The organism is Flammeovirga pectinis, assembly GCF_003970675.1.
GTDB lineage: Bacteria > Bacteroidota > Bacteroidia > Cytophagales > Flammeovirgaceae > Flammeovirga > Flammeovirga pectinis.
Map to the genome: position 1 here is coordinate 1186970 of NZ_CP034562.1, position 25701 is coordinate 1212670.

Sequence of the window (25701 nt, forward strand, 5' to 3'; positions counted from 1 at the left end):
TTATTATTAGCCCAGATCTTACGATCATAGATTATGAGATACGTAATCAGTGATTTTTATTCTTGTTGTTTAGGACGTAGTAGTGCTACTTCCCACAGGTTATATAGGTGTAGTCATTTATATTGAGTAGTATTCAGGCTGCTTCTATTGAACTATCGGTACTAAATGAGCCGTTATGATTTACACTTTTTATGTTTATTAATGATCTTTACAGAGTCTTGTGGCAGGTATGTTTAAATGAATACCTTCAAAGAACTCATAAAACAAAACACCCTTAATTGAATAAACTTCAATTAAGGGTGTTGATATAATTTCTTATTAAGAATTTAGCTTAAGCAATGTGCGTAAAAAATAAGTAAAAGTACATTATTTTTGGTTAGCGATTTCTTGTAATTCTAAACCACGTTCTTCAATTTGTTGGTATACTTTTTTAGTTTCTTCAACAACAACAAATTTTTCAGATGTTACTTCGTAAACATAATAGTCAATACCACCTAAAGAAGAAAGAAGTAAAGCAATAGTTAGGTAACCTTTTGCAGGACTCATGTACTGTAAGAACGATTTATAAATTCTTAAGATAATAGCAATATTAGAAACAGCTAAGTATAAAAGAAGTATAGTATTAAAAAGCCAAATCATAAATTTTCATTTAATTAAAAAAGAGTAAATGTTTTCACACTATTTTCTACTCAATACGATTAGGTTTAAAAAATGTTTGCTTATAAAATAAATCATGATGTAACTTACTTTACAATAAAACAACTAATCGATATTCTTGCAGCCAAAATCAGTCCAAAAGAATGTGTCAATAGTACAATTATAGTTTTTAAACGTATAGATAAAGTTATTTATTATAAAAAAAGACCTTTTTATTTAAAAAAAGGTCTTAAGTAGGGTATTTGCCCTTACGATATATTTTTGGTGTAATTGTTTACTCAAAGTATTTCTTGAGGCTTTATTACTTTTAATAACCGATTAGATGTATATTTTTCCAGCCAGAGTCGCTAATAAAGTCTTCTCCAGTTTCTAACATATCCTCATCATCTTTTTTATAATACCAGTTTACGATGGCCTTTCCTTTACCACTTTCTTCGTATGCTTGTAATAATTCGATAATTTGGAAAAAACTTTTAGAAGATGCTGTATTAAAATAGGTCATCTTGTAGTTTAAGGTAATATCATGTCCACCTTCTTCAAGATATTTTGAAACCCATTCAAAAAGAGGCTCAAAAAACTCTGCAGTGTACTCATGGTAAGATTGACCTGAAATTTCAAGTAAGCCTTTTGCTGGTTCGAAGTTTACTTCAGGAACAAATTCCTTCTTTTTGATAAATAATTTATCCATATTAATTAATTATAGTTATTTGGAAAGTTAATAATTTATTGTTTTGAATGCTCTTGTTGGTACTTTCCAACAAGAAGTGCCATTAAAATTGCCATATAAAACTGTCCAACCATTGCGAATATAACACTAAACGCTCGAGCTTCATCTACAACTGGGGTAATATCTCCATAGCCTACAGTTGTTAAAGTCACAAAGCTAAAATAGATAATATCTGCTATCGAAACGGTTGTATTAAATGCCTTTCCATCGAAGTATGCATCACAAATTTTGAATAATATAAATTCGATCACACCAATCTGAATGTATCCGGCAATTGCCCCAAGGATAGTATTCATATTCACGCTTTTTGACGACCAAACTTGCTTTAACAATATAGTCAGGAAAATCGAGAAGTAGATAAGCATAGCTATCCAATTTGCAATATTTACTGAATCACTTTCCGTACCAACACTTGCACTTCTTCCTGTTATTATAAAGAAAGTTATAACTAAAGTGATTTTATTATAAAATTTAGCCTTTCTAATAAAATTTAGAATGGCAAACATAAGTACAACCAAAGAGATATCAGATAGCTCGTCGGAGATGTTGAAAGATTGAAAAATAATGGGAACCCATAATACAAGGAAGTAGGCAATCAGAAGGATTACATATCTACTCTCTTCAAGGAAATCACGTATTTTAGTATTAATAACGATCATTGTCTCGGAACTTATTAAATGCAGTTTGCAGCTCAGGAAAAAAAATATTGTGGCAATCTAAGAAAAAATCGTAATCGTTTTTTAGCCAATCTACAGAATTACCTATTGGTGCTAAATTTTTAATACGATTTTGCATACCACCAAAGACTTTTGTTAATCCATCAAAGTTTTTATAGGCATTTAACCAATCGTATTTAGTTAAAAACGGATACATGTTTACGGCTCTTTCTGGCGTCCATTCTTGCTTCCAGTAAGGAAGTTGATAAAAATAGTTAGCAAACTCATCTAGGTTTTTATCAGTGGCTAATGTATTCCAGTGTAAAGCTAAAAAATGATCGTGGTAAATGTCTGTAACAACCATTGCATACCTTTTTGCATAAGGTCGAATACGCTGTGCCATTTCTTTAGTGATTTCATGATTGTCTGTATAATCATCAATAAAGCGATGGTAACGAACGCCATTTGCAACATTAGTAGGTAAATGGTTGTACGTTTTACCTTTTACAAAATCTCCGATAAAGTTGCCAAACATTTCTTCATCATTATCTCTTGATAGGTATAAATGAGCTAAATAATTCAAATGATATAGTGTTAATAGCGTTGTGCTATATTTTTAATTTCTTGTGCAATTTTCTTTCGTAAACCAAAAGGTGATAATACTTCAACTTGAGCACCCCAACCTAATATCATAGCACGTAATTCATTATTATCTACTAAACGCACCTTCACTTGTAATTCATTTTTACTTTCAGAAAGTATTTCTTGTGTTTCATGGATAGGAGTTGTTTTTACAAAGTTTGCCGCAAAAGAATTGAAAGATAGTATTATATCTTGAGGTTTCCCTTTTAAAGTAACCCCAATACAATTTTTAAAATAAGCGTTTTTATCAAAATCTACCTGATGTGCTTGGATATAAACAGCATTGTTTTTCTTTTCAGTGCTTTGTAATCTATCAATTGCAAAAGTTCTAATACCTTGTCTATTTTCTGCATAGCCAACTACATACCACAACCCTTTAAACTCTTTTAAAAGGTAAGGGTGGAAGGCGTACTTTTCTTCTTCTTGTGCATCAAATTTTTGGTAAACGATATCAATAACGTAATTATCTTTAATAGCATTTATTATTTCAGAAAAAACAGTATCACCTTTTGTATAGATTGATTTTTCTAATTGAATAAAACTATCAAAATTCTCTTTGTCATTCTTTAAAGATTTAGTGATATCAATACCATCCAAAACTTTATCTACAGCATTAGAGAAATTATTAAAAACGGGTAGGGCTTTAAATTCTACCAAGAATGTTTCTACAAAATTTAAGGCTTCTAAGTGTTCACCTGTTAAGTTAACACCAAGTAATTTATATTCACTATTGGTATAATAATACCCACCATTTTTTTTGCTGTAAGCTATTGGAGCATCAAATTCAGACCTTAATGCTTGGAGATCCTTTTCTATTGTAGAAGGTGAATTGATACCAAATTCTTCAGAACACTTATCTAATAGCCTTTGTTTTGATGGAAAAGGATATTGTTTATTTCTGATAAGTTTATCAATTAATAAATAGCGTAAAAAGGAAAGCTTACTGCTTTTCATTAAAAAAGGGTTTAAAATTACTTGTTGATTACCGCAATTACGGAAACTATCAAAAATTAATTTTTTTTTATCGGTAATTCAAGCAAATTTGATATTTAATTGATGTAGTTGATAGAATACTAAATAAACTACGCATTACAAATCATTTTATAGACATAACTGCTTAATAATTGAAAGGGGAGACATATCAGCTAATAAAAAAAGTTACTTTAAAAAAACTACTGAATGCATTTGTAGTATTTGCAACTTTTTACCTTTCAAAATGGTTGAAGAAGCCTGTTCATTATGGTAATCCAATCAGTTTGTCTATTGAGCCCACTACATCTTGTAATTTACGCTGTCCCGAATGCCCAAGTGGATTAAGGTCTTTTACGCGCCCAACGGGTATGCTACAAAAAGAACAGTTTTCAAGAATTATAGACGAGTTGAAGGCTACTTTAATGTACCTTACTTTCTATTTTCAGGGTGAGCCTTATCTACACCCCAATTTTTTAGCCATGGTAAAAGAAGCTTCGGATAAAGGGATTTATACTTCTACTTCTACCAATGCACATTATCTAACAGATGCAACCGCTCAACAAACTGTAGCCTCTGGGTTAGATAAATTGATTGTGTCTTTAGATGGAATTACACAAGAGGTGTATCAGCAATATAGGGTAGGTGGACATATTAATAAGGTATTTGAAGGGGTAGAAAATGTTTTGAGGTGGAAAAAAAAATTAAATTCTTCTACTCCAGAAGTTGTTTTTCAGTTTTTAGTAGTAAAGCCAAATGAACATCAAATAGATGATGCGAAGCAGTTAGCAAAAGATTTAAAAGTAGATCGAATTGTTTTTAAAACAGCTCAAATTTATGATTATGAAAACGGTTCTCCTTTAATTCCAACAAAACAAGAATATTCTAGGTATACTGAGTATGCTGAAGGGAAATATCGTTTTAAAGGTGAATTAGAAAGGAATTGTTGGAGAATGTGGCATTCTGCTGTTATAACATGGGATGGTAAAGTTGCACCTTGTTGTTTTGATAAAGATGCTAAACATGTTCTTGGAGCTATAAAAAATGATTATATTGGTTTCTTGAATATATGGCATAGTCAAAGCTATACAAATTTTAGAAAATCACTCCTAGAAGGGAGAGAAAATATAGATATATGTAAGAACTGTACTGAAGGAATAAATATATTTAATTGATTGATAATCAGTGTTCAGTGTAGTTGAAAAGACAAACAAGAAGTTGTATCAAATTATGAAATTAAACTATAGTTTAATCAGAGGCTTTTTTTCTGTTCTTTTATTGAGTTTACCACTAGGCGTTTTAGCAAAAAGTAACTCAATAATGGACGTTTCTTCTCACCTTATTATGGAAAGGTCGCTTTTTGGTGCGATCATTTTAATATTAATAATTGGTTTGGTAATATCAGAAGTAGTAAGAAAAAGTCAGAAAAAACGTAATTACCAATCTTATAATGCCCAAAAAGAGAAGATTGCTTATTTAGAAGAGAAGCTAAAAGAAACGGAAAAACGTATTGTAAAGTCTGCTCCAGTAAATAAGCCAAAGGTGGTAGAAGAAGAAACTATGGCTTACACTTCATCTCGTTTAAGAGGTGTTGGTAATCTTGGAGCTTTAAAGGTACAAGAGAATGATGACCTTGGAGACCTTACGATGGTTTCTACGCATAATATTGGGAAGAAAAGAGAAATTCAGCCTAAAGAATTAGTAGAAGCAACCATTGAAACAGCAAAGAAATCGTTACCAGAAAACGTGAGTATTGCTACGCAAATTGGGGGTGCTCCAGTTGTTGTTGTTAATCAGAATTTATTGACAAAATCTTTGAGTGCATTAATTCGTTGCTCTGCCAATACTATTAAAGGAAATGGTAAAATAACTGTATCATTATATGCATCTATGGGCGAAGCACAAATAAGTATTTCTGATAATGGGCAGGGTTGGGGCTATAAAGGTCAAAGTTCTGAAGAATTGAAGGCACTAGAATTGGCAAAGAAGATTTTGCTATCTCAAGGCGCAACTTTTGAAATGAATACACAAGAAAAAAAAGGTACTGAAATGGTTATTTCTATCAGCAGTAAGTAATTTCTTGTCATTAAAAAAGCAGCCTAGTATTGGAAATTAATCTAATACTAGGCTGCTTTTTTATATTTAGAAAGTTCTATTACCATTTAATGATAGCAGAGGCCCAAGTAAACCCAGAGCCGAATGCTGCTAAACAAATAATATCACCTTTCTTAATTCTACCTTCTTTATAGGCTGTTGTTAAACTAATCGGAATAGATGCCGCAGTAGTATTACCATATTTTTGAATAGTATTAACCACCTTATCGTCTGGTAATTTCATTTTTGCTTGTACAAAATTAGAAATTCTCAAATTAGCTTGATGAGGTACTAAAAGATCAATGTCTTCTGCCGTCATGTTATTTGCTTTTAAAGCCTCTGCAATAACTTCTTGGAAACGAACAACTGCATTTTTAAATACAAATTGGCCATCCATAAAAGGATAGGCAGTTCCACCCGGCTCCCAATATTTAGGATCAAAACGTTCTTCTTTTGTAAAACCAGGGTCAATAACAGCCAACTTTTCTGCGTGTTCTCCTTCTGAATGCATGTGTGTAGAAAGTATACCACAATCTTCGTCTGTAGGAGAAAGAATAGCAGCGCCAGCACCGTCACCAAAAAGTACCGTTACTGCTCTACCCGCATCAGAAAAGTCTAAACCTCTAGAGTGAATTTCTGATCCAACAACTAGAATATTCTTGTACATTCCAGTTTTAATGTATTGGTCTGCAATAGACAAACCGTATACAAAACCAGAACATTGTTGTCTAATATCTAAGGCAGGTACAGTTTTAAACCCTAATTCTCTTTGTAATAATACACCAGAACCCGGAAAGATATAATCGGCACTCAAAGTACAATAGACAATCATATCTATATCCTTTGGTTCCATCTCTGCCATGGCAAGAGCTTCTTTAGTCGCTTCTGCCGCTAAATGGTAGTTGGCTTGTCCTGGAGCAGCGTACCTACGTTGCTCAATACCAGAACGCTCACGAATCCATTCGTCAGAAGTTGTAATTTTTTGTGCAAGATCATCATTGGTTACCACATTTTCAGGTACATAGAAACCTAATCCTGTAATTTTTGCATTTTTCATACGCTTAAATTATTGCTTATATATGATTATTATTAAGTAGGTTGTGTTTTAAAAAGAGTACACAAAGTGAAGTTCTTTTTTACATCTATACCTTTTGTTGTGTAGTACCGGCTTTAACTACTTCTATCTATAAGAGGGTAATGAAGCACTATAACTTCCATACATTCTTATCATTAAAGTGTAGTATATTGATTAAACCTTGGTACTGAATAAATAAGATTGTTAGTAAAAATATTCTTTATTTCTACTAACAATCTAATCTAAGTAAAATTATAAATATTTCTCGAGTAGAGAAGACATTTCTTGTTGTAATTTTTGAGCTTCTTTTTTTGCTACATCAGCAAAGTCAGTTCCATTAGAAGCATAAATAATACCTCTTGATGAATTGACTAGAAGCCCACATTCTTTGTTCATTCCGTATTTAGCAACGCCTTGTAAGTCTCCACCTTGAGCACCTACACCCGGAACAAGTAAGAAATTATCTGGAGCTACTTTTCTAACATCAAGAAGACTTTCAGCACGAGTAGCACCAACAACAAACATGAGCTGTTCTGGTGTAGCCCATTCTTGGTTCTTAATCATGATATCTTGGAAAAGGAAATTACCAGTATCTTTATTAATGATACGTTGGAAATCTAATCCTCCTTTATTTGATGTATGTGCAAGTACAATCACCCATTTTCCTTTATATAAAAAAGGAGTAACAGAATCTTCGCCCATATAGGGAGCAACAGTGATGGAATCAAAGTCCAAATTTTTAAAAAATGCTTTAGCGTACATATCAGAAGTATTTCCGATATCACCTCTTTTCGCATCAGCAATAGAAAAATGCGACTTAGGCATATATTCTAATGTTTTTTGTAATGCATCCCATCCTTTAGTTCCTAAAGACTCATAAAAAGCGATATTGGGTTTATAAGAAACACAATAATCTGCAGTAGCATCAATGATTTGCTTATTGAAAGCAAAAATAGGGTCTTCTTCCTTAAGAAGGTGAGCCGGTATTTTATTTGGATCTGTATCTAGCCCAACACAAAGAAAACTTTCTTTCTTTTTGATTTCGCCAAATAATTCTTCTTTTGTCATGATGCTTTAAATGGTTACACTAATAGGGTTAGCAACCCTTAATTTTCATATCTTTAAAATCATACAAAGTTAAGACTTCGGAATTAATGTGCAATTAATTCTACACTTACAAAAGTGATAAAAACTTAAAGATTTGAGCCTATACGTTTAAGAACTACAAGAAAGCATAGAACAACCTACTTTATGTCTTGCCCAATCGGGTCTTTTTGCAAACCATTTTTCATTTTCAGGTTGTTCATCATATGGTTTTTTAAGTAATTGGAACAACTCATCAATGAGTGTGTATTCTTCTTTTTCAGCAGCATTTATAGCCAACTGTGCCATGTAATTGCGGAGTACATATTTTGGGTTTACCGCATCCATTTTTACTTTTCGATCTTTATCCGAAAGCGTTTCTTTTTGGAGACGAGTTGTATAGAAGTCAAACCATTCTTGCCACTTTTCTGTAACAACTCCATCAATTTCATCTGTTATATAAAAGGCATCTTTAATACATTGTATAGGATGAGATGTTAATGTAAAATCACTCAATTTTCTAAAGAAGATTGTCATGTCTGTTTCTGTAACATGAAGTACTTTTTGTAAGGCTACAATAAGCTCTTTATCCTTCTTATCTTCTGTAAATAAACCAATTTTAGATTTCATCATTTCTAAATATTGCGTATCATACATTGTTCTGAAGTTAGCTAAGGCATTTTCTAACCCCTCGGCCTCTCCAATAAGTAAATATAAAGCATTGGCCAATTGATATAAATTCCAACCTACAATATCTACTTGACTGCCAAATCTGTAGCGTTTATGTTCTCTATCAGTAGTATTTGGTGTCCATCCAAAATCATAACCTTCTAACCACCCGTATGGACCATAATCAATAGTTAAACCAAGGATAGACATATTATCGGTATTCATTACACCATGTACAAAACCAACTCTTTGCCAATGGATGACCATTTCTAAACTACGTTCCGATACCTCTTCAAAAAACTTTAAATAAGTATCTTTAGAAGGCGTTCCTAGATGAGAGTAAAAGTGATGTATAGTATAATCAGTAAGTGCTTTTAATGTTGGTACATCTTTCTTTGATGCCAAGATTTCGAAGTTACCAAAACGAATAAATGAAGGAGCTACACGTGTAACAATTGCACCTTTTTCATAGGCAGGATGTCCATCATATAACACATCTCTAAGTACACTATCTCCAGAAAGTGCAAGTGATAGTGCCCTTGTTGTTGGTACTCCTAAATGGAACATTGCTTCGCTACAGAGATATTCTCTAATTGAAGACCTTAGTACAGCAAGTCCATCGGCAGACCTAGAATATGGCGTTTCTCCAGCTCCTTTTAATTGTACAGCCCATCGTTTTTCATCATGCACTACCTCAAAGAGATTAATGGCTCTTCCATCTCCAAGTTGCCCTGCCCAATTTCCAAATTGATGTCCGCCATAGCACATTGCAAATGGCTTTGTTCCTTCTAGAACAGCGTTTCCAGTAAATATCAATTTAAATTCTTCAGAAGTACTGTCTTCTTCAGTTAAACCTAAAGCCTCTAGCATTTCTGTAGAAACATGAAGAATTTCTGGTTTTGCAGTTTTCTTTGGTATAACATAAGAGAAACAAGCAGCATTTACTTGTCTTCTATGGTTGTCAATAACCGAATCTGCTGGTAACTCTTTATTAAAAGTATCTTGAATAGTAAGTTTCATACGTTTGGACTGAAAGTGAATGTACTTAGTGATGAAAGAAAGCTCTGCGTGTAAAATTACACATCTATTTTCTATCTGTAAAGTGTAGATGAAATAGAAAGTTGTTTTAATGCAGAATATATCTCAATTTTAGTACATAATTAACGCTTAATAGTGTAAACTAACTAAACAATCTGATGGAATTTAATAATAAGAAGTTAGAAAGAACTTCAAAATGGATAAACTATTTAATAGCACTTGTTCTATGTGGTTTCTTAATCTCACTATCCTCACAGTTTATGGGTGATATAGATGATTGGGAAGGAAGACCTTCAGTAGAAGAATTTCAAGATCAAGCATTTGTTAAGAAGCAAAAAGCAGCACTTAAAAAACTCTATGTAGTACGCGACTATCAGAGTGAAAAAAGAGGCAGCATTCAAAAGACTATTGCTGCAGCAAGTAAAAATTATAAAAACGAAAAAGAATCGTACGATAATTGGTTAGCGGCAAGAAAAACAGTGGGTTCTCCGAGTGAAGATAATGAGATCTTATCTAGGGCAAACAAATTAGATACTCATTATAAAACAGAGCAGGAGTGGAGAGCAAAAATGTCTCTTATAGACGATACTTTAGCTATTATCGGTAAAGAAATAAGCACTATAAATTCTTCTTTAGATACTGAAAAGCAGGAGGCTTACAAAAAGCAAGATGAAGAAATTAGAGCAATAGATTTAAAAGTATTCTTAATCAGATTATTTATTGTATTGCCAATATTAGCATTAGGGATATTTTTTATTGTTAAGTTTAGAAAGCATAAATACTGGCCTATATTTTTAGGCTATGTGATGTTCTCTTTTTATGCATTTTTCTTTGGTTTAGTACCTTATTTACCAAGTTATGGAGGGTACATTCGTTACACTGTAGGTATTATTTTGAGTGTTCTTTTTGGAATGTATGCTATAAATAAGATTAAGGCATTTATTGAAAAGAAGAAAAGTGAGTTAAAAGCACCGAGTAACGAAAGAGCAAAGAAAGTACAATTAGATACTGCAGAAAGAGCCTTAGCAAGTCATATGTGTCCTTCTTGTGGTAAAGACTTTATTTTAAAGAAATGGGATAAAGACCTTGATAGAAAATTTAAGGCTCAAGGATATGGAATTGTTACTAATTTTTGTAGATACTGTGGTTTAGAGCTATTTAAACCGTGTACAAATTGTGGTACAGAAAATTATGCACACTTGCCCTATTGTTCTAAATGCGGTACAAGTATTGTCTCAGAAAAATAATAGTACAAAGCAAGGTCACTTCCATAGAAGTGACCTTGAATTTAGAAGCAAATTTACAATTATCTTCTTTAATTATTTGTTTAATTTTTTCACATCTTCTTCAACTTTATTTAAACGTTGAAGGTCTTTCATTTGCTTAAACATATCGTAACCAATTTTATCTGCCCTAGCCGCTGCAGGTTGGAAAGGATAATTGGGTACAGTTTTTACAAACTTTTCTACTTGTTCACCAATAGAACCAAAGAGCCACATATTTTCAACATACCATTTAAAGGCTGTTTTTGATTGATCTTGTGCCATCTCAAAAGGATCAAGTTTTAAATTGACGACTTTAGGAAAGGCAGGAACCATTCGGTAAGCTTCAGACATGTCACCTTCTTGAATAGCAAAACTTACTTTCCATTCTTTCCATCGCACCGCATTCATATCACCAGTAGAAGAGAAGTAATAAAATGTTTCTCTAGGCGACTCTTTTGCTTCACCAGAAAGATAGTCTGTTAAATCATATCCATCTAAATGTACTTTCCAAGTTTTGCCATTAGCCTCATAACCGTTTTTTACATCTTCAACAATGTTTTCTTGACCAGCAGCAGCTAATAATGTAGGCATCCAATCCATATGAGAAGCCATGCCGTCATATTTTGTACCTGGTTTAATAGTACCAGGCCATTTTACAACACATGGAGCACGGAAACCACCTTCCCAAGTAGTACCTTTATCACCTTTAAAAGGAGAAATACCACCGTCAGGCCATGTAAATTTTTGTGTGCCATTATCCGTAGACCAGATAACAATTGTGTTGTCATCAATACCAAGTTCTTCTAATTTATCTAATAAAACACCTAAGTGTCTGTCGTGCTCTACCATTCCATCTGCATATTCACCAACTCCAGTAACACCTTCAGACTCATTTTTTAAGTGCGTCCAGATATGCATTCTTGTAGAATTAAACCATAAAAAGAAAGGCTTATCTTCTTTTGCTGCTTTTTCCATAAAAGAAGTAGCACCTTCTAATAATTCATCATCTATTGTTTCCATGCGTTTTTTAGTAAGAGGTCCTGTATCAGAAACTCTACCATCAGCATAAGAATGTATGACACCTCTTGGGCCATATTTCCTTTTAAATTCTTCGTCTTTTGGGTAGTAATAAGATTCTGGTTCTTCTTCTGCATTTAAATGATACAGGTTACCAAAGAACTCATCAAAACCATGTTCTGTCGGTAAATGTTCATCACGGTCACCTAAATGGTTTTTACCAAACTGACCAGTGGTATACCCTTCTTCTTTAAGTAAATCTGCAATTGTTGGTGCCCATTCAGGAATACCATGAGGCGACCCTGGTAGACCAATTGTAAGCAATCCCGTTCTAAAAGGTTCTTCACCTAAAATAAACGATGCTCTACCTGCTGTACAACTTTGCTGAGAATAATAATGTGTAAATAGACCACCTTCATTGGCAACTTTATCAATATTTGGAGTTTGATACCCCATCATGCCAAGGTTATATGCAGATACATTGGAAATTCCAATATCATCACCCCATACCACTAATATATTTGGTTGCTTATTTTTAGCAGAACTATTTGTAATTGTAAATAATAAGGAGAATAGACTGAAGCTAAAGTATAGTATCTTTTTCATAGTATATTATTTTATATTTGTTTGACTTTGAACTAAATCAACAATACAAATGTAAAAACTCTACTTATTATAAAAATTGACCTATGATAAGAAGTCTATTTCGGCTTTTTAGTGTTATTATTAGTGAACAATGTTATCGGTAACTACTTGTTGATCTGATAACTAAATGATTTATTTTTGCATTAAAAAATTGTTTGTTTAGAAGATTTTTTATTAAATTGCTAATGTTAAAATGTAAACCACTAGTACCAGCTAAAAATAAATAGAATTTCAATAAAAACTCAAATCAACTAAGATAATGAAATGAAATAGTTAAAGGATGGTTATGTGTTAACATCCTTTGGACAACTACGAACTTAGCGTTATAAATGAAAATTAAATAAATAGTCTTATAGAATAGGCTATTAAAAGCTTGTAATCGGTAATTATCTAAATAAGAATTCTCTATTTGAATAGTAGAGGTTATTTGTCCAAATTAATTGTAATTATTAATGTAATGAAAGATCACTACTGTGTTTTTAGGTAGTACTATTCACTGTACAACAATATTTCTTATTATAAATAAGATCTTTCAAACACTCATTTTTAGCTACAATTATACTTTGTATTTCATTTTTTATGGAATATAGCTAACACTCCTTTTGTAAATTATTATGAAGCATAATGGTGCATGATCAGCTTTAGTTTTTTAGACTATTGACGATAAAATGTAGCATAGCCTATAGAATGTCGATCCCTGGTATATAGTGGTTTATTGACATTGATTAGACATACTGTAGGTTTTATCACACTATTTTATTTGATAGTTAAAACACATTGTGCTTCTAAAGTACTTAAGCAAGTAGTCAAAAACTAGTTTCTCTTTTTTGATCATCTATTTACAAAACTATTTAGTATAGCATTTTACGTTAGCGCTCTTAAAATTGAGTGATGGATAACTATTGCCTATTTTTTTAGGATGAGCTATACTGAAAAGAACATACAATAATAGTTATTTAAATGGCTTGAGTGTTTCACTTCTATTCACACACACACTTATAACAAAACTAATTATGAAATTTATTTCTAAGTTAGGTGTAGTATTTCTACTGCATTTATCTTGTTTAAATCTGTATGCCCAACAATTTAATTATGGGGAAGCATTACAGAAATCTCTCTTTTTCTACGAAGCACAACAATCTGGAGAACTACCTGAATGGAATAGGGTAAGTTGGCGAGATGATTCTGCTTTAATGGATGGCGCAGATGTAGGGCACGATCTTACCGGTGGTTGGTACGATGCAGGTGACCATGTTAAATTTGGTTTCCCGATGGCTTACAGTGTTACTGTACTTGCTTGGGGAGCAATAGAATATGAGGATGCTTATGCTCAAAGTGGGCAATTACCAATTATAAAAAGAAATCTTCGTTTTGTCTTAGATTATCTGATAAAGTGCCATACAGCACCAAATGAGTTATATGGACAAGTTGGCGCAGGCGGCCCTGATCACGCCTATTGGGGTTCTTCTGAGGTAATGACCATGGATAGACCTGCGTATAAAATTGACACTTCTAAGCCAGGTACAGATTTAGCAGCAGAAACAGCAGCAGCAATGGCAGCATCGAGTATTCTTTTTAAAGATAACGATCCTGCATACAGTACGTTGCTTCTTCAACATGCTAAACAACTGTATGAATTTGCAGACAATTACAGAGGCGTGTATTCTGAAGCAATTCCAGATGCCGCAGGTTTTTATAGATCGTTTAGTGGTTATCAAGATGAGCTTGTTTGGGGTGCTGCTTGGTTATATAGAGCAACAAATGAAACTGCCTTTTTAACAAAAGCAGAAGCGGAATACCAGTTATTATCTAATGAAGGCCAAAGTGATGAAAAAGCTTATGGATGGGGTTTAGCATGGGATGATAAATCTTATGGAGCATATATTCTAATGGCTGAATTAACAGGAAAAGAAGAATATAAGCAAGATGCTGAACGTCACTTAGATTATTGGACAGACGGGTATAATGGTGATAGAATCACTTACAGCCCAGGTGGACAAGCACACTTAGTAACTTGGGGGTCTTTGCGTCATAGTTCAAATACATCATTCTTAGCCTTTGTATATAGCGATAAAATAACTACTTCTAAAAAAGCAAAATATCATGATTTTGCCGTACGACAAATCAATTATGCTTTAGGTGATAATCCAATCAACCGTAGTTTTATGGTAGGTTTCGGGAATAATCCTGCAAATAATCCTCACCATAGAGCAGCACATGGAGCATGGGCAAATAATTTACAATACAAACCAGACGATGCAAGTCATATTCTTTATGGAGCACTTGCTGGAGGTCCAGGTACAGCAAATGATCAATTTGAAGATGATAGAGGTGATTACATTGCCAATGAGGTTGCATGTGATTATAATGCTTGTTTTACAGGAGCATTAGCAAGAATGTATGCAGAATATGGTGGATCACCTTTAGCGAATTTTCCTATTGAAGAAATACCGACTAGAGCAGAAATTAGATCTGTATCTAAATTCAATAGTAATAATAGTACAAGTAGTACAGTAAGGGTTTTAGTGCAAAACAGAACGGCATGGCCAGCTAGGATAACTGATAAATTGAAGTTCCGTTATTTCTTTGATATCACTGAAGCAGTAGATGCTGGTTATTCTATCGCAGATTATGATGTAGAATTAAGTTATGCTCAAGGTAATGCAACTTTGGATGTAAAAGCTTGGGATGCCTCTCAAAATATTTATTATGCAGAGATTTCACTAGAAGGAGAACAAATTGCTCCAATTGGTGATCCTGCTTTTAGGAGGGATGCTCAAATTAATGTGAAAGTAAAATCAGGTGTTCCTTATGATACTTCAAATGACTGGTCTGCATTAGGATTAGATGCTGAAGCAGAAACGCCAAGAATTCCTGTTTATGATAATGGTATCTTGGTATTTGGTGAAGAGCCAGGTGGAGGAAACACACCATCTGCATCTTTTACTGCGAATGTAACAGAAGGATATGCACCTTTGGAGGTTAGTTTAGATGCTTCTGCTTCTTCAGATCCGAATGGTGATAATTTATCTTACACATGGGATTTAGGAAATGGTGAAACATCAACGCTTGTAGCTCCTTCGGTGACTTATACTCTACCAGGTGTGTACACTATTGAGTTGACAGTTAGTGATGGACAAAATGTCTCTTCTCTAGTTTCTAAATCAATTGTAGTAAATGGAGTTGTTATTCCAGAATTAAAAGCATCGTTTACTGCTTCCCTAACTTCAGGAACAACACCTTTATCAGTAACTTTTAATGCTTCATCTTCTACGAATAATTTAGATACTAATTTAAGTTATGCATGGGATTTTGGAGATGGTACAGTAGGTAGTGGGTTATCAGTATCGCATACATTTACTGAAGTAGGAGAATTTACTGTTACATTAACTGTTACAAATACTGACGGTGAAGCTGATATGATAACATCTTCGGTTACTGTTTCAGAAGTAATCGAATCAGATTGTACGTTTGGAACACCATTAAGCAGTGGAATAGCTTCTTTAGTGAACTTAAAATATGAACATATTCATGTAGTAGGAAACGGTGGACCAGACCTCTCAAATATAAGAGATTTCACGATCAACTGGGATGCTGAAAACAATGGCTTATATCAATTCTCAATGAATACAGCCAACGGTTCTCCTTCATGGTTTATTGATTTATTAGGAGGCTTAACTCATAATTTAAATGCAGCTAGTCCTTCAATTACAATTACAAGCTCAGGTATATCAGGTCTTGATGGTGCTTATTGGACTGCGAAAGATGGAGATAACTTTGTCTTAGTTTCAAAAACAGCAGGATTTACAATTTATTTTAGTACTTCTGCTGCGACACCAGATTGTGGAGATGTAATTGATCCTGAAGAAAATACAGCACCTGTAGCCGTAATTTCAACAGATAAAAACAATGGAAATAAACCACTTACTGTGAATTTTGACGGTTCAGGTTCTACAGATGCAGACGGAGATGCTTTATCTTATTTATGGGATTTCGGTAATGGAAGTACTAAAGAAGGAGTTTCTGTTAGTCATATATTTACTGTAGTTGGAGAATACGAGGTTATGCTGACAGTAACAGACACTGAAGGAGCTTCTGATTTAAAAAGCACAACAATAATTGTTACAGATAAAGATGTACCACCTGTAGAGGGTGATTGTACATTTGGCACACCACAAAGTACGTCCCTTTCTGGAGTATCTACTGATGCATTTAATAATATCCATGTTTTAGGAACTGGAGGTCCAGATCTTTCTAACATAAGAGATTTTACAATGAATTGGGATGCCGAAAATAATGGTTTATATCAATTCTCATTCAACACAAATAATGGGTCACCAAGCTGGTATATAGATTTGTTGCCAAATGTTGCCCACTCTTTATCAGTTGCTCAACCTTCTTTAACAATTACTAGTTCTGGAATTAGTGGTTTAGATGGTGAATATTGGGTAACAACTGATGGTGATAATTTTGTATTGGTTTCTAAAGCAAATGGATATACTATTTATTTTAGTAATTCATCGAATGCTCCAGAATGCGGTACTGTTGATCCAAATGAAAATCAAGCACCAACAGCTTCTATTACTACTAATAAATTAAGTGGTAAAGCACCTTTAGGTGTAACTTTTGATGCCTCAGATTCAGAAGATGTAGATGGAGATACGTTAACTTTTGCATGGGATTTTGGTGATGGTACATCAGAAACTGGAGTAGTAATTCCTCACACTTATTCAGTAGTAGGAACGTATAATGTTTCCCTGACAGTAACAGATACGGAAGGTGCGTCAGACGAAGCAGTAATTTTAATTACGGTATCAGAAGACGATATTATTATTGATCCACCTACAGGTGATAACAAATATATTGATCGTTTTGTAGAGATGAGAGACATTTATTATGACCCTGCGAATGGTTATTTTAGTGCAGATGGTTCACCTCACCATTCTATAGAAACATTAATAGTAGAAGCTCCAGACCATGGGCATGAATCTACGAGTGAATTGTATTCTTATTGGATGTGGTTAGAAGTAATGCACGGTCGTATATCAGGTGATTGGGAGCCTTTAAAAGAAGTATGGAGAAAAACAGAACAGTTTATCATTCCATCAGCTTTAGATCAACCTAACAACAGCGCTTACAGTGCAACTAATCCTGCTGCCTATGCTGCAGAACATCCACTTCCATCAGGTTATCCTTCAAAATTAGAATTTGGAGTATCAGTGAATGGAGATTATGTTTCTGATGATTTAAAAGCAGCTTATGGTACATCAGATATTTACCAAATGCATTGGTTATTGGATAATGATAACTTCTATGGTTATGGCAATAGAGGTGATGGTATAAGTACTCCTTCTTACATCAATACATTCCAAAGAGGTGAACAAGAATCTGTTTATGAAACAGTTCCGCATCCATCATGGGAAAGTTTTGATTGGGGTAGTGCAGAAGGTGGTTTCTTACCATTATTCACACAAGATGCGAGTTATTCTGAGCAGTGGAGATACACAAGTGCTCCAGATGCAGATGCAAGAGCAGTACAAGTAATGTATTGGGCATTAGAATATGCAAAGGAGCAAGGTGCTAACATAAATGATTTAGACTTGGATAAGGCTTCTAAAATGGGTGATTATCTACGTATTGCAATGTTTGATAAATACTTCAAGCCTTTGGGAGCACAATCACCATCAGCAACTTCTCAAACGAGTTATGATAATGCACATTACTTAATGTCATGGTATATGTCATGGGGTGGTTCTGCAGACAGTTCTGCACCTTGGGCATTTAGAATTGGTTCTTCACATTGTCACTTTGGCTACCAAAACCCAATGGCTGCTTACGCTCTTTCTCAAATAGATGAAATGCAACCTATTTCTCAAAATGGAGCAAGAGATTGGAATGAAAGTTTACAACGTCAGATGGAATTCTATACTTGGTTACAATCAAGTGAAGGAGCAATTGCAGGTGGAGCAACAAATAGTTGGAATGGTGATTATAGTGCTTATCCAGTAGGGAAATCTACGTTCTATGATATGGCATTTGATGTTCACCCAGTTTATCATGATCCAGGTTCTGGAGGATGGTTTGGCTGGCAAGCATGGTCAATGGAAAGAGTTGCAGAATATTATTATATCAGCAATGATCCAATGGCAAAAGCACTTATTGAAAAATGGGCAGCATGGGTAGTTGATATAGTGGTGTTAGTAGGCGAAAATGATTTTGATATGCCTGCAGGATTAGAGTGGACAGGAGAACCTGATACATGGAATGCTAACAATCCTGGAGACAATAGTGAGCTTCATGTAGAAGTAGTAAGCTATAATCATGATTTAGGTATAGCAGCTTCAACCGCAAAAGCATTAACTTATTATGCGGCTGCAACAGAAAAACACGCTGTTTTGGATACTGCTGCTAGAGATTTAGCAAGAGAAATTTTGGATAGAATGTGGGTAACCTACCTAGATGAAAAAGGTGTGGCTTCTTTAGAAGAGAGAGCTGATTATACAAGGTTCTTTGAAGAAGAAGTGTATATCCCATCGAGTTTCAGCGGTACTACAGCAACAGGTGCTACAATTGAACCGGGTGTTACATTCTTAGATATTCGTCCTCAATACAAAGATGATCCTGAGTTTGCCCGTTTAGAAGCCGCTTATAATGCAGGTGAAGTATATACACAGAAGTACCACAGAGGTTGGGCACAGATAGAATTTGCCTTAGCAAATGCAGAATATGGTTTCTTCTTCGGAGACGAAGACAGTGTAGAAAGTTCATCATTGAGAACTGCTACAGTAAATGCATTATCTGATACAGGTGAGTTATCTGAAGCACTAACAATTACAGTTAGTCCGAACCCAACAGAACATACTTTACAGGTTGCCTCAAATAAGCAATTAGAAAATACTGTAATAAGAGTATATAATTTGATGGGTAAAATGTTATATGCTAAAGAAATTGATGCTGTAAATTCACAGTTTATGCAATTGTCTTTTAGTCATTTACCATCAGGGCCTTATATTTTAGAACTTACTCATTTATCATCGAATGAGATTGTAAGGAAAAAAATTATTAAAAAGTAACGAGTAATAGATAGTCCAAATAAAAAAAGACACCCATAGCCTTGCTGTGGGTGTCTTTGTTCTTAATCTTTTTAAATTAAAAGGAGTGTTTATTACCAAGACTTTATAAAGTTGGTATAAATAGAAAGCTGATTTTCTTTTAGTACATTTTGTACTTCAGTATCCCTTTTCTTTTCTAATTCTTTACATTTTTTATTCCGTTGCTCTTCATCTAGATTGGTTGTTTTATTTAAATTAAGATAAAAATTTAAATACGCTTTTTCGATACCAGATTTTTGTGAGGTATTTAAGCCAACACTTACCCCTAACGTTTTTGCATCTGTAACTGCTTGTTCATTAGGATTATCAATTACAACATTAGTATAATCATGATGGTGACTATGACAATGTTTGTCGTGGTGATGTTTCTTCTTTTTTGGTTTTTTCTTTTTATCATGCTTGTGATCATGATGATGGTGCTTGTCGTGACCTTTCTTTTTACCTTGAGCATTAGAAAAATTGACAACTAATAACGCTATCACAGTAAATAATAGTACTTTCATTTTTTTGCTTGAAGTTTTAAATAGATGAATCTAGTAGTATTGAATAGGATTGAATTATTCTAGTCATTAAATAATTCAATTATAAAGTAGTATTATTCAATAATGAAGCCAAAAAATTAACGCAAATAAAAATTGAATTAGTTAATACTTAATCTAATTTCTGATAATATGTAATACTCTTTAAATTTCTTAACTTTTCTTGTAACCGATTGCATTGATAATCACTATTATGAATCAAAAAGATATTGTAACTTACTTACTATAAGTAATTACACAATATGAAAAAGACTATACACTTTATTTCCTTGCTGTGTTTATCAGCAGTATTATTTACAGCCTGTGATTCGGGTAAAGACGAACTCTTATATTCGTCGTCAACGTATAAGGTTTATCGAGATCATGTAACCCAAGGTGATTTTGAAGCGAAAGTTATTTCTTCTAAGGAAATGACATCAAATTATAAAAGTCCATTACAAGATGCCTACAGTAGAGCTGTAGAGTTTAAATTTAGTATTAATGGCAAAGACGATGAGCTTACTTATGGCATTAATCATAGAATAGTGATTCACCCAGAAAATGGAAGTTTTACAACTAAAACTATGAAGTTTGGTGAGCCTTGGGCAATGACTGAGAAAGTTGATCAAATGGATTGGTTGGAGAAAAATACAAAAGTGACTTTCAAATTAGATATGTCACCTGTATTAGACGCTTTTAAAAAACAAGGATATTATACAGATATTCACGGAGAGAAAATTTCAAAAGAAGATTTTAAAGGTGTTTTTATTGCCGGAGGTAGTGCACCTCTACGTTGGGATTTTGAAAACCTAAGTGAAAGAGAACAATTATTGGATAAAGATGGAGATGGTATTTATGAAATAACTTTCATGATGAATGCCCCAGATCCAGAAAAGCAAACATCACCTGTATGGAAATCTTCTAAAAAGATAGATAAATACCCAACTTTTACATCAGATATTCCTTTAGTTGATGCCTTGTACAATTTAGCATTAAATGAACTAGTAGCAGATTCTGAAGCAGACGGTACTTTTAGAACAGGGAAAGAATGGGGTGGAGTTTGGACAAGAGATATTAGTTATTCTATTGTACTGAGTTTATCAATTTTAGACCCTGAAAGAGCAAAAACATCTCTTAGAAAAAAAGTAAAAAGAAATCGTATTATTCAAGATACAGGTTCTGGTGGAGCATGGCCAGTTTCTTCTGATAGAGTAACATGGGCATTAGCGGCTTGGAATGTTTATACAACAACAGGCGATAAAGATTGGTTGAAAGAAGCATTTAAGGTAATCACAAATACAATAGATGATGATATGTATATTGTTTACGATAAGCAAACCGGACTTATGCGTGGAGAATCATCATTTTTGGATTGGAGAAAACAAACTTACCCTAGGTGGATGGATAATGGAGATATCTATCGTTCAATGAATTTAGGGACTAATGTAGTGCATTATGAAGCAATGAAAATTGCAGAAAGAATGGCAAACGTATTAGGTAAATCTAAAGAAATGAACCAGTATGGTGAGTTAGCAACAAACCTGAAAAATGCAATAAACACACATCTTTGGATGGATGATAAAGGGTATTATGCACAATATTTATACGGTCGTAATACTATGATGCTATCTCCCAAGTTTGAAGCTTTAGGAGAAGCACTAGCTGTTTTATTTGATGTAAGTGATAGTAAAAGAAGTGCAGAAATTGTAACTAAATCTCCAATTGTTCCTTTTGGAACAGCATGTGTTTACCCTCAAATACCAGGTATTCCACCTTACCATAATAATGGAATATGGCCATTTGTTCAAGCGTACTGGAACATTGCAGCAGCAAAAACGGGTAATGGAACAGCGTTAGAACAAGGTTTAGCATCAATCTATAGACCTGCAGCTTTGTTCTTAACGAATAAAGAGAACTTTGTGGCAGAAGATGGTGATTACATGGGTACAGAAGTTAATTCTGATGAAATGTTATGGAGTTTATCTGGAAACATGGCTATGATTTACCACGTTTTTTATGGTATATCGATTGATAGAAATGGCGTATTATCATTTCATCCAACAGTGCCAGCTGCATATAAAGGGGTTAAAGAATTAAAGAACTTAAAACTTTGGAACAACGAATTATCTATTAAATTGAGTGGTTTCGGGAATAAAATCAAAAGTTTTACAATTGATGGAGTTCAAGACGATGCCCATGCAATCTCTTTAGAAAAAGGAGGAAGACATTCGATAGAAATAATTCTAGCAGATAATGATATTACAACGGGAACATCATCTAATAAAGTAGCAAATCGTTTCCATTTAGAAACACCTCAAGCTGAATTAAAAGGAGAGGAACTGACATGGGAAAAAGTTGAAGGTGCTGTAAGCTATGAAGTGGTGAAAAATGGTAAGGTGATCCAAAAGGTTTCTGGAACAACTTTCACTATTCCAAAAGCAGTATCTTTAGAAGAGTATGCCGTTCAAGCAACTGATAAAACAGGGTATGCATCTTACGTTTCAGAACCAATTAATGTGGGACCTATTGTTGCTAAAAACGTTTCTAGTATATCTAGAGCTAACAAAAAAATAGCTATTGATGGTGCACCGTCTGGAACTTTAGAACTATCTAAATCGAGAAATAAAAAAGTTAATTTTACTATTTCAGCAAAAGAAGCAGGAACTTATTTTATATGGTTTTCTTATGCAAATGGGAGTGGACCTTGGAATACAGATAACAAATGTGCTATAAGAAGTTTACAGATTAATGGTGAAGAAGCAGCTACAATTGTAATGTCTCAGAGAGGTACGGACGAATGGTCTAGTATTGGGCTAACAAACAGAATGAAGGTTACCCTTAATAAAGGAAAAAACAAAGTATCTGTTCAGTTTGAAGGGCATAATGAAAACATGAATGTAGATGTAAATACTGCGTTAATTGAGAATGTTTACTTTGGTAAAGCGGAGTAATAAAGTATTAAAAACTTAAATTTTTGAAAGGATACCCAACAGGGTATCCTTTTTTTTTAGAATAATTTATTTAGTGATACGTAAATAATTAGATTTTTTTACTGATTAATCAATATACAATCAGTAATTTGTACATGAAATAACTTTTAAACTATACTTTGTTTAAACATTTTTTTAACCCATCTGTTTATACAATTAGTTAGAATTTTTAAAAGACCATTAAACATTTACATTGAGATGGCTTCAATAGGAGTAATAGGATCTGGCTTCACAGGATTGTGTGCAGCAATAACTTTAGCAGACAAAGGACATGATGTTCATGTTTACGAAAAAAACGAAATGGCAGGAGGCCGTGCGAGAATATGGCAAACAGAAGGCTTTACTTTTGATTTAGGTCCATCTTGGTATTGGATGCCGGATGTATTTGAAAATTTCTTTGGTAAATTTGGTAAAAAAGTAAGTGATTATTACGACTTAACACGTTTAGATCCATCTTATAGAATTTATTGGTCAGCAAATGATTATACAGATATCCCTGCACAGTTAGATAAACTAGGTGATTTATTTGAATCATGGGAAACGGGAGCAAGAGAGAAATTATTTGATTTTATTGATGAGGCAGAAATCAAATACAGAATAGGTATGGATGACTTTGTACATAGGCCATCTTATTCTTTTATGGATTTTGCTGAATGGCAAGTCATTAAAAATGTCCCTCGTTTACATTTAATCTCAGATTTTGCATCTTATGTACGTAAGTATTTTCAACACGAAAAGATCCTAAAAATATTAGAATTTCCTGTTTTGTTTTTAGGCGATGTAGCTAAAAGAACACCTGCCTTATATAGTTTAATGAACTATGCAGATTTAAAATTAGGGACATGGTATCCTAAAGGAGGAATGGCAGAAGTAGTAGGAGGTTTTGAGAAGTTAGCTTTAGAAAAAGGAGTCGTTTTTCACTTCAATTCGCCAGTAAGTAAAGTGAATTGCGAGGGTAAGAAAATGGTTTCAGTAGAAGTTAATGGCGAAACTATTCAGCACGACGAATGGGTAGCTTCTTGTGACTACCACCATTTTGAACAGAAATTACTTCCAAAAGCCTATCGCAATTACGATGAAAAATATTGGGGGAGTCGTAAAATGGCACCGTCATGTTTATTGTATTACATTGGTTTAGATACTAAGATTCCAAACATACATCATCATAATTTGTATTTTGATACCCCTTTTGATGCACATGCAGAAGAAATTTATGATAACCCAGCATGGCCTAAAGATCCATTGTTTTATATCTGTGCTCCATCTGTGTCAGACGATTTAATTGCACCTAAAGGAGCAGAAAACTTAATGCTTTTAATACCTGTTGCACCAGGAATGGAAGACACAGAAGAGGTTAGAGAAAAATATTTTAATATATTAGTAGATAGAATTGAAAAATCTACCGGAGTTGATATATCAAAACACCTTGTTGTGAAACGAACTTTTGCTCACAATGATTTTGTTTCAGAATATAATGCCTTTAAAGGGAATGCTTACGGACTTTCTAATGTTCTAAAGCAAACGGCCTTCTTGAAGCCGTCAATAAGAATCAAGAAACTCGATAATGTACTTATGGCAGGGCAGTTAACTGTACCAGGTCCAGGAGTACCACCATCAATTATCTCTGGTGAATTAGTTGCTAGAGAAATCTTAAAAAAGAAATTATCCTTAACACCTCAGATTAACGCTTAATCTTATAATACGCTATGAAAAAAATATATGATGATTTATCATATGATTTGTCTCGGATCATAACTAAAAAATACACTACATCATTCGCAATTGGTATTCGCTTTTTAGCTCCTCAACTAAGAAATCCTATTTATGCAATTTATGGTTTTGTCAGAGTAGCTGATGAAATTGTTGATTCCTTCCATGGTTTCAACAAAGAAGAATTACTCGATGAATTTGAAAACGATTGTTACAAAGCAATCGATACGGGTATTAGTACGAACCCAGTTTTACAATGTTATCAAGAAGTTGTAAACAAGTACGGAATAGAAAGAGAACTTATTACTCTTTTTATTAAAAGTATGCGTATGGACTTAAATAAAAAGGAGTACTCTGAACAAGAATATAAAGACTACATTTTAGGTTCAGCAGAAGTTGTAGGCCTAATGTGCTTACGTGTATTTTTAGAAGGAAATGAAAAAGAATACCAAAGATTAAAGCCGTCTGCAATGGCTTTAGGTTCTGCTTTCCAAAAAATAAATTTTTTAAGAGATTTAAAAGCTGATGTACGTGATTTAGGAAGAGTTTATTTCCCTAATATCGATATTTCTGTTTTTAATGATGAAGTTAAAAAAGAATTAGAAGCGGATATTCAAGAAGATTTTGATGCAGGTTTTGAAGGCATTAAACAACTGCCTAAAAAAGCTCGTTTTGGGGTTTACTTAGCTTATATCTACTATACGCGTTTATTTAATAAAGTGAAGAAAACGCCAGCCAATGTAATTCTTAAAGAACGTTTAAGAATTCCTGATCCTAAAAAATATGCTTTATTCTTCCAATCTTATGTTCGTCATCAAGTAAATATTTTATAAG

General features: G+C 33.6%; 17 protein-coding genes. 7 read left to right on the top strand and 10 right to left on the bottom strand.

Translation table 11 applies throughout. From position 1 onward, the window contains the following. Nucleotides 1–366: 366 nt before the first annotated feature. The 5 genes from EI427_RS04855 to EI427_RS04875 form a co-directional block, all read right to left on the bottom strand. The gene (locus EI427_RS04855; protein ID WP_126612210.1) at nt 367–639 is read right to left on the bottom strand and encodes a hypothetical protein; all 273 of its coding nucleotides are present in this window, start codon (nt 637–639) and stop codon (nt 367–369) included. A gap of 325 nt (nt 640–964) precedes the next feature. Further along, complete coding sequence (locus EI427_RS04860; RefSeq protein WP_126612212.1) at nt 965–1345, bottom strand: DUF1987 domain-containing protein; 381 nt, start codon at nt 1343–1345, stop codon at nt 965–967. Between the two features lie 35 nt (nt 1346–1380). Then, on the bottom strand, nt 1381–2043 hold the full coding sequence (locus EI427_RS04865; RefSeq protein WP_126612214.1) for an ion channel: 663 nt from the start codon (nt 2041–2043) through the stop codon (nt 1381–1383). Then, entirely contained in the window at nt 2030–2623 is a 594-nt protein-coding gene (locus tag EI427_RS04870) for an acyl carrier protein phosphodiesterase (RefSeq protein WP_126612216.1), read from the bottom strand. Before EI427_RS04870 ends, EI427_RS04865 begins: the two co-directional genes overlap by 14 nt. Before the next feature lie 11 nt (nt 2624–2634). Then, nucleotides 2635–3636, bottom strand: coding sequence for a helix-turn-helix transcriptional regulator (locus tag EI427_RS04875; RefSeq protein ID WP_126612218.1), 1002 nt, complete (start codon nt 3634–3636; stop codon nt 2635–2637). A 170-nt stretch (nt 3637–3806) separates the two neighbouring features. Here EI427_RS04875 and EI427_RS04880 point away from each other — a divergent pair, with 170 nt between their 5' ends. Further along, nucleotides 3807–4826 (top strand): radical SAM/SPASM domain-containing protein, encoded by a 1020-nt coding sequence (locus EI427_RS04880; RefSeq protein ID WP_126612220.1) that lies wholly within the window; start codon nt 3807–3809, stop codon nt 4824–4826. Between the two features lie 55 nt (nt 4827–4881). Next, entirely contained in the window at nt 4882–5727 is an 846-nt protein-coding gene (locus EI427_RS04885; RefSeq protein WP_126612222.1) for an ATP-binding protein, read from the top strand. Between the two features lie 79 nt (nt 5728–5806). On the opposite strand, the gene EI427_RS04890 is transcribed toward EI427_RS04885, so the two are convergent. The 3 genes from EI427_RS04890 to EI427_RS04900 form a co-directional block, all read right to left on the bottom strand. After that, entirely contained in the window at nt 5807–6802 is a 996-nt protein-coding gene (locus tag EI427_RS04890; RefSeq protein ID WP_126612224.1) for a 3-oxoacyl-ACP synthase III family protein, read from the bottom strand. Nucleotides 6803–7072: 270 nt separating this feature from the next. Continuing rightward, a complete protein-coding gene (gene pyrF, locus EI427_RS04895) occupies nt 7073–7888 on the bottom strand; it encodes an orotidine-5'-phosphate decarboxylase (protein ID WP_126612226.1) in 816 nt (271 codons plus the stop codon). A 147-nt stretch (nt 7889–8035) separates the two neighbouring features. After that, nucleotides 8036–9592 (bottom strand): protein adenylyltransferase SelO, encoded by a 1557-nt coding sequence (locus tag EI427_RS04900; RefSeq protein WP_126612228.1) that lies wholly within the window; start codon nt 9590–9592, stop codon nt 8036–8038. A gap of 176 nt (nt 9593–9768) precedes the next feature. On the opposite strand from EI427_RS04900, the gene EI427_RS04905 reads away from it, so the two are divergent. Further along, the gene (locus tag EI427_RS04905; RefSeq protein ID WP_126612230.1) at nt 9769–10857 is read left to right on the top strand and encodes a zinc ribbon domain-containing protein; all 1089 of its coding nucleotides are present in this window, start codon (nt 9769–9771) and stop codon (nt 10855–10857) included. 72 nt (nt 10858–10929) lie between these two features. On the opposite strand, the gene EI427_RS04910 is transcribed toward EI427_RS04905, so the two are convergent. After that, nucleotides 10930–12498, bottom strand: a complete 1569-nt coding sequence (locus EI427_RS04910; protein ID WP_126612232.1) for an arylsulfatase — start codon at nt 12496–12498, stop codon at nt 10930–10932. Between the two features lie 1052 nt (nt 12499–13550). Here EI427_RS04910 and EI427_RS04915 point away from each other — a divergent pair. Beyond that, a complete protein-coding gene (locus EI427_RS04915) occupies nt 13551–19610 on the top strand; it encodes a glycoside hydrolase family 48 protein (protein WP_126612234.1) in 6060 nt (2019 codons plus the stop codon). Between the two features lie 92 nt (nt 19611–19702). Here the strand turns inward: EI427_RS04915 and EI427_RS04920 are convergent, their stop codons facing one another. Further along, nucleotides 19703–20152 carry a hypothetical protein gene (locus EI427_RS04920; RefSeq protein ID WP_126612236.1) on the bottom strand — a complete coding sequence of 150 codons (450 nt, stop codon included), beginning with the start codon at nt 20150–20152 and terminating at the stop codon, nt 19703–19705. Between the two features lie 278 nt (nt 20153–20430). Here EI427_RS04920 and EI427_RS04925 point away from each other — a divergent pair, with 278 nt between their 5' ends. From EI427_RS04925 to EI427_RS04935, 3 genes are all read left to right on the top strand, one after another. Continuing rightward, a complete protein-coding gene (locus tag EI427_RS04925) occupies nt 20431–23118 on the top strand; it encodes an alpha-L-rhamnosidase-related protein (RefSeq protein WP_126612238.1) in 2688 nt (895 codons plus the stop codon). 237 nt (nt 23119–23355) lie between these two features. After that, entirely contained in the window at nt 23356–24849 is a 1494-nt protein-coding gene (locus EI427_RS04930) for a phytoene desaturase family protein (protein ID WP_126612240.1), read from the top strand. A gap of 14 nt (nt 24850–24863) precedes the next feature. Then, on the top strand, nt 24864–25700 hold the full coding sequence (locus EI427_RS04935) for a phytoene/squalene synthase family protein (RefSeq protein ID WP_126612242.1): 837 nt from the start codon (nt 24864–24866) through the stop codon (nt 25698–25700). The last annotated feature ends 1 nt before the right edge of the window (nt 25701 follow it).

What these genes read in the sequence shown, in the direction of transcription:
- EI427_RS04855 (WP_126612210.1), bottom strand. Translation starts at nt 639, where the DNA reads ATGATTTGGCTTTTTAATACTATACTTCTTTTATACTTAGCTGTTTCT.
- EI427_RS04860 (WP_126612212.1), bottom strand. Translation starts at nt 1,345, where the DNA reads ATGGATAAATTATTTATCAAAAAGAAGGAATTTGTTCCTGAAGTAAAC.
- EI427_RS04865 (WP_126612214.1), bottom strand. Translation starts at nt 2,043, where the DNA reads ATGATCGTTATTAATACTAAAATACGTGATTTCCTTGAAGAGAGTAGA.
- EI427_RS04875 (WP_126612218.1), bottom strand. Translation starts at nt 3,636, where the DNA reads ATGAAAAGCAGTAAGCTTTCCTTTTTACGCTATTTATTAATTGATAAA.
- EI427_RS04885 (WP_126612222.1), top strand. Translation starts at nt 4,882, where the DNA reads ATGAAATTAAACTATAGTTTAATCAGAGGCTTTTTTTCTGTTCTTTTA.
- EI427_RS04890 (WP_126612224.1), bottom strand. Translation starts at nt 6,802, where the DNA reads ATGAAAAATGCAAAAATTACAGGATTAGGTTTCTATGTACCTGAAAAT.
- pyrF (WP_126612226.1), bottom strand. Translation starts at nt 7,888, where the DNA reads ATGACAAAAGAAGAATTATTTGGCGAAATCAAAAAGAAAGAAAGTTTT.
- EI427_RS04900 (WP_126612228.1), bottom strand. Translation starts at nt 9,592, where the DNA reads ATGAAACTTACTATTCAAGATACTTTTAATAAAGAGTTACCAGCAGAT.
- EI427_RS04905 (WP_126612230.1), top strand. Translation starts at nt 9,769, where the DNA reads ATGGAATTTAATAATAAGAAGTTAGAAAGAACTTCAAAATGGATAAAC.
- EI427_RS04910 (WP_126612232.1), bottom strand. Translation starts at nt 12,498, where the DNA reads ATGAAAAAGATACTATACTTTAGCTTCAGTCTATTCTCCTTATTATTT.
- EI427_RS04915 (WP_126612234.1), top strand. Translation starts at nt 13,551, where the DNA reads ATGAAATTTATTTCTAAGTTAGGTGTAGTATTTCTACTGCATTTATCT.
- EI427_RS04920 (WP_126612236.1), bottom strand. Translation starts at nt 20,152, where the DNA reads ATGAAAGTACTATTATTTACTGTGATAGCGTTATTAGTTGTCAATTTT.
- EI427_RS04925 (WP_126612238.1), top strand. Translation starts at nt 20,431, where the DNA reads ATGAAAAAGACTATACACTTTATTTCCTTGCTGTGTTTATCAGCAGTA.
- EI427_RS04930 (WP_126612240.1), top strand. Translation starts at nt 23,356, where the DNA reads ATGGCTTCAATAGGAGTAATAGGATCTGGCTTCACAGGATTGTGTGCA.
- EI427_RS04935 (WP_126612242.1), top strand. Translation starts at nt 24,864, where the DNA reads ATGAAAAAAATATATGATGATTTATCATATGATTTGTCTCGGATCATA.